This is a genomic window from Caulobacter sp. UNC358MFTsu5.1, assembly GCF_000712075.1.
In the GTDB taxonomy this organism is placed as follows: Bacteria; Pseudomonadota; Alphaproteobacteria; order Caulobacterales; family Caulobacteraceae; genus Caulobacter.
This window is the reverse complement of sequence record NZ_JONW01000012.1, coordinates 1-12295: the sequence shown is the minus strand read 5'-3', so window position 1 is coordinate 12295 and position 12295 is coordinate 1. Positions and strand designations below refer to the sequence as shown.

Genomic DNA, 12295 nt, shown 5'->3' with positions numbered 1-12295 from the left:
TCTTCCACCTTGGCCGTTCGAACGCGAGAAGGCTTATCCGGCCGGGGTTCGGCTGTCCATGACGGGCTTTCGGCGCGCGCCGGTCGGACGGAACGCGACTCGGGGAGATCGACTCACAAGCGGTCGCGGGCGCGGAGGGCTTCGACTTTTCGCCCGTCGCGCGAACCCCCGCGCTCAGGGTTTGGGCAGCTGTGTTCCGGTTGCCCGCTTTGCGCACAACCAGGCGTTCTTCGAAGCTTCAGCGTGAGACGCGGCGGTCTTGCCCTTGATCGGCCGCCCCGGCGCACTAGTTATCAACCCGTGGAGCCGCCCTTGGCGCTCCTGCCCTTCCTGGGCGTTTCCTCCCTAATGACTGCCCGGCCTTTGCGCCGGGCATTTTTTTGTCCTGTGCGGCCGCACGTTCCGACGGCCGGGAAACACATCGCAACATGGTGACAACATCGCGATGGGACGGTCCCTGCGACCGCCTTCGGTCGCCACGTCTGGGAGGACAAGACGCAGATGACTTTCGCCAAACTGTTCGGAACCGCCGCCCTGGCCGCCGCCGCCCTGAGCCTGACCGTCGCGGCTCCCGCCTCCGCGCGGGATTCGCATCACCGCCATGAGCACAAGGTCTGCAAGTGGGAGCGCCATCACGGTCACAAGCAGAAGGTCTGCCGCTGGGTGCACAACTAGCCCAAACGGTGGTCCGGGCGGGGCGGGCGCCCGGACATCCTTCACGGACCACAGTTTGATCGACGCGCCCGCGCGCGCGCCGTAAGCTCGGACTTCAAGAGACCCGATCGTCGGCGACCCGGCGATCCCAGTGGAGACCGAGTATGGACAAGGCCGAAATCAATCGCGTCGTCGAGCGACACAAGGCCGAACAGGAGGCCCTCGACCAGCGCCTGGAGGCCCTGCGCAGCGGCAAGCTGCAGGTCGGCTCGCGCACGGACGACGGCGCGGTGCAGGACGAGACCCACGTCCACATCAGCGAACTGGAACGGCTGCGTCAGTGGCTCGCCGAGAACGTCGCGCGCTACGAGGCGTTGCTGGGCGCCTAGGCCCGGGACCTGTCAGGCCTGGGGCGCGTCGTTCCTCAGGCCCTGCAGCCCCACCATGCCGATGGCGGCCATGAGCCGGTCGACCGTCACGCCCTCGACGGTCGGGACCCACTTGGCCAGCCAGATCAGCATGCCCAGCAGCAGCTGGACCACCAGCGACGACTCGCACGGCGTGATCGACCCGTCCGCCATGCCGTCCTGGATTATCCGTTCCAGGCGGCGGGTCAGGTGCTCGCTGCAGGCGGCGATCGCGTCGCGCTGATCCTCGTCCAGATAGGACCGGTCGCCGAAATAGAGCAGGGGGCCGTTGCGGGCGGACTCTACCAAGAGCGCCCGCAGGAAGCGTTCCAGTCTTTCGAAACCGGCGCCGCCGTCCTGGTTGGTCTCGCTGAGGACCCGCTCGAACCGCTCCAGCGAACTCTGGTGGCAGGCGAAGACCAAGGCCTGCTTGTTGGGGAAATAGTAGTAGAGCGCCGCGTCGCGCAGATCGAGCGCCGCCGCGATCTCGGTCATGGTGGCCAGGGCGTAGCCCTTGACGTTGATGATCTCGGTGGCCGCCCGGAGGATGGCGTCCCGCTTCTTGGCCGATTTCGGGCTGTGCGACAGCGGTTTGTGACCGTCCGGCGTGGCCGTTACGGTCTCGTCTTCCCCGGTCAAGGTTGCGCGCTCCCCTGGTGTTCTCTTTACGGAACTTCCGCAGTGGTAGCGGTCTGACACCGCTTTGGGCAAGCACGCTGAAGAACGATGTTCCATTTCATCCTAAAATTTCTAACTTGCTCTAGAATATCTGGGGTGTACTAGAATCTGCCTTGGGACGTGAAAGCGCCGAAACAGGCGCTCGCGGCCGCGGGGGAAACTGAATGGCCGCGAACGCCGCGCAGGACCGAGTCCGCGTCCTCATCGAGGGCGACGTGTCGCGCGATGTCATCGCCGTACCGCTCAACCGAATCCGAAATCGCCGAGCCGCTCGTGTCCTCACGGGACGGGCCGGTGCGCGTCGCGATCGCTTCGCACGCTGAAAACAAGAACAGATCCCAGGGAGAATAACGTGAAGAAGGTGCATTTCGTCGGCGCGCCGTTGCTGGCCCTGGCCGTGGCGGGTCCCGCCCTGGCCCAGGACCAGACGCCGCCGCCCGCCAACGCCGCGACCGTCGAGGAGATCATCGTCACGGCGACCAAGCGCGAGCAGACGCTGCAGGACGTGCCGATCTCGGTCGCGGTCACCGGCCAGAAGACCCTCGAGCGGGCCCAGATCCGCGACCTGATCGACCTGCAGTCGGTCGTGCCGTCCCTGAAGGTCCAGCAGTTCAACGCCGCCAGCCAGACGAACTTCGTCATCCGCGGCTTCGGCAATGGCAACGGCAACGACGGCATCGAAAGCTCGGTGGGCGTGTTCATCGACGGCGTCTACCGTTCGCGTTCGGCGGCGGCCCTGGACGACCTGCCCGAGGTCGAGCGCATCGAGGTGCTGCGCGGCCCGCAGTCGACCCTGTTCGGCAAGAACGTGTCGGCGGGCGCGATCAGCATCGTGACCAAGCAGCCGCAGTTCGAGTTCGGCGGCAAGGCCGAGGTCACCCTGGGCAATTACGACACGCGTCAGGTGAAGGCCACCGTCACGGGACCGCTGAGCGACACGGTCGCCGTGCGCCTGTCTGGCGGCATGAACGAGCGTGACGGCTACGCCACCAACCTCACCACCGGCAACGACGTCAACGACCGCGACCGCTGGTCGATCCGCGGCGACCTGCTGTGGGTCCCGACCGACCAGACCCAAGTCCGGATCATCGCCGACTACAACAAGATCACCGAAGTCTGCTGCGCGGTGAACTCGATCTACAACGGCCCGGCCACCCAGTTCATCGGCGCGCCTCCGCCCTTCGGCCTGGGCAAGCCGATCAGCGATCCGAACAAGATCTTCGACCGTGACGTGGTCTTCAACACCGACCCCTCCAACCGACTGACCGGCAAGGGGATCTCGGGCCAGCTCGACCAGGACCTGGGCTTCGCCAAGCTGACGGCGATCACCGCCTATCGCGAACAGACCAGCGCCTCGTACCAGGACGTCGACTTCACCGGCGCCGACCTGGCCAACAAGGACGACGGCAACGACATCAAGACCTTCACCCAGGAACTGCGCCTGGCCTCCAGCAGCGACGGCCCGTTCAACTGGCTGATCGGCGGCTTCTACCAGGACGAGAAGCTGCAGACCGGCCGGACGATCAACTACGGCTCCGACATCCGCGCCTACGCTGAGGGCCTGAGCGGCCAGGTTCCGGCCGCCTTGCTGGCCGCCCTACCGGCGGGCATCCGCCCGGCGCTGACGGGCAAGTCCAATCTCTACGCCCTGGAGTTCCTGCAGAGCCTGGTGACGCCGTCGATCCATCCGGGCTCGACCTACTTCCAGGCCGGCCAGGGCATCGACGACGACTATTCGATGAAGCAGCGGTCCTATTCGCTGTTCGGCCAGGCCGACTACAAGATCACCGACAAGCTGACGATCACCGGCGGCCTGTCCTATCTGAACGACCGCAAGCGCGTGGTCTCGGACGTGGTGCTGCGCGACCCGTTCTCGGCCCTGAACCTGCAGAACGTTCCGCAGTTCACGGCCCTGGGCCTGCCGGCCAACCTCTACGGGGCCCTGGGCAGCCTGCAGTTCTACTACGGCAACACCACCAACCACGCGCCGGTCAACTTCCCCAACGCCAACGAGTCGGGCGAGCTGAAAGGCGACAAGGTCACCTATGCGGTCCGCGCCGCCTACGACTTCGGCTGGGTGAACGCCTATGTCAGCTATTCGACGGGCTGGAAGGCCGGGGCCTACAACCTGTCGTCCGACAGCCGGCCGCCGAACGCCAACGGCGTGGGCCGCACCGCCGCGCCCGAGGACGTCAGCGTCTACGAGGCGGGCCTGAAGGCCAACTTCCAGGGCGGCTACCTGAACCTCGCGATCTTCGACCAGTCGATCAAGGGCTTCCAGTCCAACGCCTACACCGGCATCGGCTACAGCCTGGTCAACGCCGGCGAGGAGTCGGTGAAGGGCTTCGAGGTCGACAGCGCCTACCGGCCGCTGGACTGGCTGTCGCTGACGGCGTCGGCGACCTATCTGGACCCGACCTACGACTCCTTCACCGGCGCGGCCTGCGTGAACTACGACACCGCCCGCTGCCCGGTGAACCCGGCCACCGGCCTGCGGCCCAACTTCCGCGACCTGACCGGCGACAAGCCGGCCGGGATCCCCAAGTGGACCGTCTCGACCTCGGCCACCGTCTCGCACGACCTGGGCAAGGGCTACGCCGGCTATCTGCGCGTCGAGTACGACTACACCGGCAAGGTGCAGCTGAGCGAGACGACGCCGCCGGACGTCGGGACCTGGGGACAGAACGTCGTCAACGCCAGCCTGGGCGTGACCGACGACGCGCACGGGCTGGAGCTGACCTTCTGGGGGCGCAACCTGACCGACGACGAGAGCCTGATCGCCACGTTCCCGACCGTGGCCCAGGACGGCAGCTACAGCGGCTATCCCACCCCGCCGCGCACCTACGGCGTGACGCTGCGCAAGACCTTCTAGTCCTCCCCGGACACGGCCAGACTTCGCCGCCCGGTCCCTCGCGGATCGGGCGGTTTTCTCTTGGGCTGTCGGTGGGAGAAGGAATGGTGCCGGATGCAGGGATCGAACCCGCGACCTTCGGTTTACAAAACCGCTGCACTACCGCTGTGCTAATCCGGCCCGCCGCTCGCCGAACGGGGCGTTCTCCTTAGCCGCATCGGCGGGGAGGGGGCAAGGGCGGCCGCGACGTGATCCATTGCCGCGTCATCAAAGCAAGCTAAGGTGCTTCCAAACAATCGTTTGGAGGGATGGATGCGGAATCGGCTGACGATGGCGGCGGCGATGGCGGCGATCGCCTTGGCCCCGATGACGGCGCACGCGGCGCCCAAACCGGCGCCCGCCGCGATCCTGGCTCCCGCGACGCCCGAGGCCGAAGGCTTCTCGTCCGAACGCCTCAAGCGCCTGGACGGCTACATGCAGGGCCTGGTCTATCAGGGTCACCTGCCGGGCGCGATCACGCTGGTCGCGCGCCATGGCAAGGTCGTCAGCTACGAGACCTACGGCAAGAAGGCCATCGGCGGCGCGCCGATGGCCAAGGACACGATCTTCCGGATCTATTCCCAGACCAAGCCGGTGACCGGCGTGGCGATGATGATGCTGTTCGAGGAGGGCAAGTGGCGGCTGGACGATCCGGTCACCAAGTTCGTGCCCGAGTTCGCCCATCTGCAGGTCTACAAGGGCCAGAACCCCGACGGGACCTTCATCACCGAGCCGGCGACGCGCGTGCCGACCATGCGCGAGATCATGAGCCACACCGGCGGTTTCGCCTATGGTCTGCGTACGGATCAACCGGTCGAGAAGGCCTATCGGGACAGCGGCCTGCTGGGTTCGAAGACCCAGGCCGAGTTCCTGGACAAGCTGGTCAAGCTGCCCCTGGCCAGCCAGCCGGGCACGGAATGGCGCTACAGCGTCTCGGTCGACATCCAGGGCCTGATCGTCGAGCGGCTGTCGGGCATGAGCCTGGCCGACTTCATGAAGAGCCGCATCTTCGATCCGCTGAAGATGACCGACACGGCCTTCTACGTCCCCGCGGCCAAGAGCGATCGCCTGGCCGCGCTCTACATCCCCGATCCCAAGACCCGCAAGCTGGTCCCGGCCGACAACTTCATGGTGCTGGACGTCACCAAGCCGCCGGTGATCGCCTCGGGCGGCGGCGGCCTGGTCTCGACCACGGCCGACTACGCCCGCTTCGCCCAGATGCTGCTGAACGGCGGCGAGCTGGATGGCGCGCGCATCCTGTCGCCGGGCACGATCAAGCTGATGGCGTCCAACCATCTGAGCGACATCGTAATGGCCACGCCCGACGCCTCGTTCTCGCCCGCCAAGGGCGTGGGCTTCGGCCTCGACTTCGCGGTGGTCACCGATCCGGCCCGGGACGGCACGCTGCAAGGCGAAGGGACCTACAGCTGGGGCGGGGCGGCCGGGACCTGGTTCTGGATCGACCCGGAGAACGACCTCTTCATGCTGGGTATGATCCACATCCTGGCCAAGGACATCGATCCGGCCCTGGCCAAGATCAGCGATGACGCCTCGACCCTCGTCTATCAGGCCCTGGTCGATCCGGCGAAATAGGCAGGCCCTCGAAGGCAACGAAAACAAAGCTTAGGGAGCCCGTCATGAAGGCCGCCGTCTATTACGAAACCGGTTCGCCGGAGGTGCTGAAGTACGAGGAGGTCGCCGATCCGCCCTGCTATCCGAGCGGGGTGGTGATCCGCGTCGAGGCGGTCAGCATCGAAGGCGGCGACACCCTCAACCGCGGCGGCGGTCCGATGGCGGGCAGCCCGCACATCGTCGGCTACCAGGCGGCCGGCGAGATCGTCGAGGTCGGGGCCGAGGTCACGCACCTGAAGGTCGGCCAGAAGGTGGTGACCGTGAACGCCTTCGGCTCGCACGCCGAGCTCCGCAGCGTGCCGGCCCGCAACGCCTGGCCGATCCCCGAAGGGTTAGACGTCCGGGAAGCCGCGGCGATCCCGGTGCCGTTCGGCACGGCGCACGAGTGCCTGTTCGGGGCCGGCCATCTGAAGTCCGGCGAGACCGTGCTGGTCCAGGCGGGAGCCGGGGCCGTGGGCGTGGCGGCGATCCAGCTGGCCAAGCGGGCCGGGGCGACGGTGCTGGCCACCGCCTCCAGCGACGAGCGCCTGGAACGCCTGAAGCCCTTTGGCCTGGATCACGGGATCAACTATCGCCGCGACGACGTGGTCGAGCAGGTGATGAAGCTGACCAAGGGCGCCGGCGTCGATCTGGTGGTCGATCCGGTCGGCGGCCAGACCCTCCAGGCCAGCATCCTGGCCCTGGGCTATCGTGGCCGGATCTCGCTGGTCGGCCAGGCGGGCCGCGAGCCGACTAAGGTGGACGTGTCGTCGCTGATGGGCGGCAACCGCAGCCTGACGGGCGTGTTCCTGGGCGCCGAGATCATGACCGACCGCGTGCACGACATGATCCAGACCCTGATCGACGAGGCCGCGCGCGGCGAGCTGAAGGTGCTGATCGACCGGACCTTCCCGCTGTCGGAGGCCGCCGCCGCCCACGCCTATATCGAGAGCCGCCAGGCCGTCGGCCGGGTGCTGTTGATCCCATGACCAATCGCGTCCTGGCCCATACCGGCGCCAAATATCCGATCGTCCAGGCCCCCATGGGCTGGATCGCCCGCTTTCCGCTGGCCAGCGCCGTCTCGCGGGCCGGCGGGCTGGGGATCATCGAGACCTCGTCCGGCGAGACCGAGACCTGCAAGGCCGAGATCCGCAAGATGGCCGACAGCGGCCTGCCGTTCGGGGTGAACCTGCCGATCCTGTTCCTGAAGGACGATGCCATGCTGCGCTTCGTCTGCGAGAGCGGCGTGAAGTTCGTCACCACCTCGGCCGGCAGCCCGGCCAAGTTCGTGGGCCCGCTGAAGGACGCCGGCATCGTCGTCTATCACGCCGTGCCCACGGTCGACGCGGCGGTCAAATGCGTCGAGGCCGGCGTCGACGGCCTGGTGGTGGAGGGCGCCGAGGGCGGGGGCTTCAAGAACCCCGAGGAGGTCTCGACCCTGGTGCTGCTGCAGGCCATCCGCGCCCGGGTGGACGTGCCGCTCATCGCCGCCGGCGGCATCTGCGACGGCCGAGGCATGGCCGCCGCCTTTGCCCTGGGCGCCGAGGCCGTGCAGATGGGCACCCGTTTCGTCAGCGCCGCCGAGAGCCCGGTCCACGCCAATTACAAGGCCGCGATCACCGGCTCCAAGGAGACCGGCACCTGGGTGCTGAACAAGAAGGCCAGCCCCTGCATCCGCGCGCTGAAGTCCGAGCGGACCCGTGAAATCCACGAAGCCGGCCTGATGCCGCCCGACGCGCTGAAGGGCATCCTCGGCGTCTATTTCGGCGGCGACATGGAGGCGGCGCCCGCCCTGGCGGGCCAGACCGTCGGCCTGATCGACGAGGTCAAGCCGGCCGCCCAGATCATCGACGAGACCGTCGCCCAGTTCTTCGACATCACTCAGCGGATGGGCGCGCTCGCCGCCGGCCGCAGCTTCTGAGAGACCGATCCCATGATGCAGAATCTGTTTTCCCTGAAGGGCCGCGTGGCCCTGGTCACCGGCGGCTCGCGCGGCATCGGCAAGATGATCGCCGAGGGTTTCCTGACCTACGGCGCGCGCCGCGTGTACGTCTCGGCCCGCAAGGCCGCCGCCTGCGACGCGACGGCCGAGGAGCTGTCGGCCCTGGGCGAGTGCATCTCGCTGCCGGCCGACGTCTCGACGCTGGAGGGCATCAACGGCCTGGTGGCGCGGATCGCCGAACGCGAGGACAAGCTGGACATCCTGGTCAACAACGCCGGCGCGGCCTGGGGCGCGGCGTTCGACGAGTTCCCCGAGAGCGGCTGGGACAAGGTCGTGGACCTGAACATGAAGACGCCGTTCTTCCTGACCCAGGCCCTGATCGGCCACCTGCGGGCGGCGGGCAAGGAGCACGTGGCCAAGGTGATCAACATCGCCTCGATCGACGGCCAGTCGGTGGCCCGCGAGGAGACCTATCCGTATGGCGCGTCCAAGGCGGGCCTGCTGCACATGACCAAGCGCATGGCCCTGCGGCTGGCGCCCGACAACATCGCCGTCAGCTGCATCGCCCCGGGGGCGTTCGCCTCCGACATGAACCGGGTCGCCCGCGACCATGCCGAGGCGGTGTCGAAGGCCATTCCGGCGGGCCGGATCGGCACGACCGAGGACATGGCGGGGACGGCGATCTTCCTGGCCTCGCGGGCCGGGGACTATGTGACGGGCTCGGCCGTCACCGTGGACGGCGGGGTGTCGTTCGCGCGCTAGGGCGCTCAGGGCTTGCCCGGGCTGGGGAAGCCGCCCAGCTCGGCGGGTTCGGCGTCGCTGAGCTCGACCCCGGCGTTGGAGCCGCAGCCGACCGGCTTGGGCGGACGCGCGCCGCGCTCGCGGGCCGACATCAGGGCCCAGCCGCCGGGCTTGAGGATCTCCAGCGGCGAGAAGCGCGCCTTGTAGGCCATCTTCTCGCTGCCCGGCACCCAGTAGCCCAGATAGACGTAGGGCAGGGCGTTCAGCTGGGCCTGCAGGATGTGGTCCAGGATGATGAACGAGCCCAGGCTGCGCTTGGTCAGGCTTGGGTCGTAGAAGCTGTAGACCAGCGACAGGCCGTCGGCGAGTACGTCGACCAGCACGCAGGCGATCAGGTCGCCCGGGCCGCGGTCCTTCGAGCGCAGGCGGTATTCGATCAGGTGGGTGCGGACCGCCGTGTCCTCGACCATGGCCACGTAGTCGGGCCAGGTCATCTCGGCCATGCCGCCGTCGGCGTGGCGGGTCAGCAGGTAGCGGCGCAGCAGTTCGAACTGCTCCAGCGTGGCCTCGGCCTCGACCAGGTGGCGTTCCAGGTCGGCGTTGCGGGTCAGGACCTTGCGTTCCGAACGCGAGAAGACGTAGTCGCCGGCCGGGGCGCGCGCCGACTGGCAGGCGCGGCAGGTCTCGCAGGCGGGGCGGTAGGCGATGTTCTGCGAGCGGCGGAAGCCGACCTGGGTCAGGCTGTCATTGACCGTCGGACCGTCGGACAGCGGCAGGTGGGCGAAGACCTTCCGTTCCTCGCGGCCGGGCAGATAGGGGCAAGGCGTGGGCGCCGTGAGGAAGAAGCGCAGCTGTCGCGTCGGAAAATGCTGCGTCACGGAAAGCGCCCGATCCTCTAGTGACCTCGCCCGCGAACCCGGGCCGATAAGCGATTAGGCGGCATCCGCGACGGTTGCGCAAGCTGTGCAGCACGCTTGAGCGTCATCACTTCACGGGACGCCTCAGAGCCCATCGGGAAGCACCGGCTTTTCGCGCAGGAGCACGATGGAGATGCGGCGGTTGCCGGGCAGGGTGGGATCGTCCGCGTACAGCGGCTCGGAATTGGCCTTGCCCGAGACCTGGTAGATGCGGTCCTCGTCCACCCCGGCGCCGCGCAGGATCTGACGCGAGGCGTCGGCGCGGCCGGCCGACAGGGCCCAGTCGCTGTCGGCGCGCTTGCCGGCCGAACTGGCGCTGGTGTGGCCCGAGATGGTGATGCGGTTGGGCAGCTGGTTGATCACCTTGGCCACCGCGCGCAGCAGGATGCGGGCCCGGTCGTTCGGGTCGCGCGAGTTCTCCTTGAACATCGAGCGGCCGTCCTGGTCGACCAGCTGGATGCGCAGGCCTTCCGGGGTCTGGTCGATGAGGATCTGCTTGGACAGCTCGGCCAGTTCCGGCATCTCCTGCAGCGACTGGCGCAGCGACTGGGCGGCCGAGGCGAAGCTGTCCTGCTCCTTCTTGGCCAGGGCGTCGCGCAGGGCCTGCTCGCTGGCCGAGTCGAGATTGGCCGAGGCGGTGCTCTGGCCGTCCTTGTCGGTTTCCTTGGGGGCTTCGGGGGCCATCTGCTGGATGACCGACATCTTGCCGTCGGCCTTGGCGCCGTCGTCGCCCAGCGAGGTGCCGCCCAGGATGCCGCCCGAGCCGCTGGTGCTGGACGAGATCGAGGCCGGCGCGAAATAGTCGGCGATGCCCTGTTTCTGCTCGGGGCTGGTCGTGTTCAGCAGCCACATCAGCAGGAAGAAGGCCATCATCGCGGTCACGAAGTCGGCATAGGCGACCTTCCAGGCGCCGCCATGGTGACCATGGCCGCCGCCCTTCTTGACCTTCTTGATGACGATGATCGGCTGGTCGCCGCTGACGGCCATTGCACTTAAGCCTGTTTAACCCTGTTCGAGCGAAGGTGAGGGGCGGACGTTAAAATGCCGTTGCGATCCTGCCCGCGAAGGGCGATGTCGGGCCTCTTCCAAGAGGAGTTTCCGACATGAAGACGGCGTTCATCGGCCTGGGCGTGATGGGTTTCCCGATGGCGGGCCATCTGAAGGCCGCCGGCCACGAGGTCACCGTCTTCAACCGCACGCCCGAAAAGGCCGCGCGCTGGGTCGAAAAGCACGGCGGCGCGTCCAAGCCGACGATCGCCGAGGCGGTAGCGGGGGCCGAGTTGGTCTGCCTGTGCGTCGGCAACGACGACGACGTCCGCGGCGTGGTGGCGCAGGTGCTGCCGGCCATCGCGGAAGGCGGGGTGATCGTCGACCACACCACCACCTCGGCCACGGTGGCCCGCGAGATGGACGCCGCCGCCCGGGCCGTGGGCCGCTGGTTCGTCGACGCCCCGGTGTCGGGCGGCCAGGCGGGCGCCGAGAACGGCCAGCTGACGATCATGGCCGGCGGCGACGCGGACGCCTACGCTCGCGTCGAGCCCGTCCTGATGGCCTACGCCAAGGCCATCCGCCCGATGGGGCCCTCGGGCGCGGGCCAGCTGACCAAGATGTGCAACCAGATCGCCATCGCCGGCGTGGTCCAGGGCGTGGCCGAGGCCCTGCACTTCGCCAAGCGCGCCGGCCTGCCGACCGACGACGTGCTGGCGGCGATCTCCAAGGGCGCGGCCCAGTCGTGGCAGATGGAGAACCGCTGGAAGACCATGTCGGAAGGCAAGTTCGACTTCGGCTTCGCGGTCGACTGGATGCGTAAGGACCTGGGCATCGCCCTGGCCGAGGCCGGCGTGAACGGGGCCAAGCTGGAGGCCACGGCGATGATCGACGGCTTCTACGGCGAGGTTCAGGCGATGGGCGGGAATCGTTGGGACACCTCCAGTCTGGTGGCGCGGTTGGAGAAGTAGGGGGATCGGTCCTTCCTTTCGTGCGGCGACCCCTTGCCCCCTACGGACCGCTTCGCGGTCGTCTTCCCCCGCAGGGGGAAGAGCCTCGCGCAGGCGGCTCCGCCCCCTACGGGGGCGGACAGGCGGCGAAGCCGCCAGGTGGGGGCAAGTGAGTGAGCCACGGCTTTTCGGCCTCACGCCTTCGCTGTGAGTTGGAAAGGGACGCGGAGCGCCGGACACCGTCCGGAAGAAATTAGAGAATACCGTTTCGACGAAGCCCGATCGCTCCGCGCGGTCGTTATCCGGAAGCGCGACGGCGCTGAGTTCTATTGGAACCTCGCCGCCTTGAAGCCTCCGGCGGGCGGGCTGGAGCAACGATCTCCAGTCCCGGACCGCGAGCGTCTCACCGCCCGCCTGCTGCTCAACCGGCCCCCATCCAACGCTGTATCCGTGTTCCGAGCCCAGCCGGCACCAGATGGATGGGGTTTGATCCTTTCGGACCGCCGAAGGAGCTTCCC

At 67.8% G+C, this 12295-nt stretch carries 11 protein-coding genes and 1 tRNA gene; 8 read left to right on the top strand and 4 right to left on the bottom strand.

What is annotated here, in order from left to right:
- The first annotated feature begins 501 nt into the window (after positions 1-501).
- Both BR39_RS26850 and BR39_RS0122625 read left to right on the top strand, forming a co-directional pair.
- On the top strand, positions 502-675 hold the full coding sequence (locus BR39_RS26850; RefSeq protein WP_197026750.1) for a hypothetical protein: 174 nt from the start codon (positions 502-504) through the stop codon (positions 673-675).
- 143 nt (positions 676-818) lie between these two features.
- Positions 819-1043 (top strand): hypothetical protein, encoded by a 225-nt coding sequence (locus BR39_RS0122625; RefSeq protein ID WP_029916451.1) that lies wholly within the window; start codon positions 819-821, stop codon positions 1041-1043.
- Between the two features lie 12 nt (positions 1044-1055).
- Here BR39_RS0122625 and BR39_RS0122620 read toward each other — a convergent pair whose 3' ends face one another.
- Entirely contained in the window at positions 1056-1700 is a 645-nt protein-coding gene (locus BR39_RS0122620) for a TetR/AcrR family transcriptional regulator (RefSeq protein WP_029916449.1), read from the bottom strand.
- A 391-nt stretch (positions 1701-2091) separates the two neighbouring features.
- On the opposite strand from BR39_RS0122620, the gene BR39_RS0122615 reads away from it, so the two are divergent.
- On the top strand, positions 2092-4611 hold the full coding sequence (locus BR39_RS0122615) for a TonB-dependent receptor (protein WP_029916447.1): 2520 nt from the start codon (positions 2092-2094) through the stop codon (positions 4609-4611).
- 84 nt (positions 4612-4695) lie between these two features.
- Here BR39_RS0122615 and BR39_RS0122610 read toward each other — a convergent pair.
- A tRNA-Thr gene (locus BR39_RS0122610) sits at positions 4696-4770 on the bottom strand.
- A 132-nt stretch (positions 4771-4902) separates the two neighbouring features.
- Here BR39_RS0122610 and BR39_RS0122605 point away from each other — a divergent pair.
- From BR39_RS0122605 to BR39_RS0122590, 4 genes are read left to right on the top strand one after another with little or no spacing between them, the layout of a single operon-like run.
- A complete protein-coding gene (locus BR39_RS0122605) occupies positions 4903-6222 on the top strand; it encodes a serine hydrolase (protein ID WP_029916444.1) in 1320 nt (439 codons plus the stop codon).
- A gap of 44 nt (positions 6223-6266) precedes the next feature.
- Positions 6267-7229, top strand: a complete 963-nt coding sequence (locus BR39_RS0122600; protein ID WP_029916442.1) for a zinc-binding alcohol dehydrogenase family protein — start codon at positions 6267-6269, stop codon at positions 7227-7229.
- Positions 7226-8161: a nitronate monooxygenase family protein gene (locus tag BR39_RS0122595; RefSeq protein ID WP_029916440.1), complete on the top strand. Its 936-nt coding sequence runs from the start codon at positions 7226-7228 to the stop codon at positions 8159-8161. The genes BR39_RS0122600 and BR39_RS0122595 overlap by 4 nt, the downstream gene beginning before the upstream one ends.
- Before the next feature lie 15 nt (positions 8162-8176).
- Positions 8177-8944 carry an SDR family oxidoreductase gene (locus BR39_RS0122590; protein WP_035018987.1) on the top strand — a complete coding sequence of 256 codons (768 nt, stop codon included), beginning with the start codon at positions 8177-8179 and terminating at the stop codon, positions 8942-8944.
- Positions 8945-8949: 5 nt separating this feature from the next.
- On the opposite strand, the gene BR39_RS0122585 is transcribed toward BR39_RS0122590, so the two are convergent.
- Complete coding sequence (locus BR39_RS0122585; RefSeq protein WP_029916436.1) at positions 8950-9801, bottom strand: arginyltransferase; 852 nt, start codon at positions 9799-9801, stop codon at positions 8950-8952.
- 123 nt (positions 9802-9924) lie between these two features.
- The gene (locus tag BR39_RS0122580) at positions 9925-10827 is read right to left on the bottom strand and encodes a flagellar motor protein MotB (RefSeq protein WP_029916435.1); all 903 of its coding nucleotides are present in this window, start codon (positions 10825-10827) and stop codon (positions 9925-9927) included.
- A gap of 116 nt (positions 10828-10943) precedes the next feature.
- On the opposite strand from BR39_RS0122580, the gene BR39_RS0122575 reads away from it, so the two are divergent.
- The gene (locus BR39_RS0122575) at positions 10944-11798 is read left to right on the top strand and encodes an NAD(P)-dependent oxidoreductase (protein ID WP_029916433.1); all 855 of its coding nucleotides are present in this window, start codon (positions 10944-10946) and stop codon (positions 11796-11798) included.
- Positions 11799-12295 lie beyond the last annotated feature (497 nt).

What these genes read in the sequence shown, in the direction of transcription:
- BR39_RS26850 (WP_197026750.1), top strand. Translation starts at nt 502, where the DNA reads ATGACTTTCGCCAAACTGTTCGGAACCGCCGCCCTGGCCGCCGCCGCC.
- BR39_RS0122625 (WP_029916451.1), top strand. Translation starts at nt 819, where the DNA reads ATGGACAAGGCCGAAATCAATCGCGTCGTCGAGCGACACAAGGCCGAA.
- BR39_RS0122605 (WP_029916444.1), top strand. Translation starts at nt 4,903, where the DNA reads ATGCGGAATCGGCTGACGATGGCGGCGGCGATGGCGGCGATCGCCTTG.
- BR39_RS0122600 (WP_029916442.1), top strand. Translation starts at nt 6,267, where the DNA reads ATGAAGGCCGCCGTCTATTACGAAACCGGTTCGCCGGAGGTGCTGAAG.
- BR39_RS0122595 (WP_029916440.1), top strand. Translation starts at nt 7,226, where the DNA reads ATGACCAATCGCGTCCTGGCCCATACCGGCGCCAAATATCCGATCGTC.
- BR39_RS0122590 (WP_035018987.1), top strand. Translation starts at nt 8,177, where the DNA reads ATGCAGAATCTGTTTTCCCTGAAGGGCCGCGTGGCCCTGGTCACCGGC.
- BR39_RS0122580 (WP_029916435.1), bottom strand. Translation starts at nt 10,827, where the DNA reads ATGGCCGTCAGCGGCGACCAGCCGATCATCGTCATCAAGAAGGTCAAG.
- BR39_RS0122575 (WP_029916433.1), top strand. Translation starts at nt 10,944, where the DNA reads ATGAAGACGGCGTTCATCGGCCTGGGCGTGATGGGTTTCCCGATGGCG.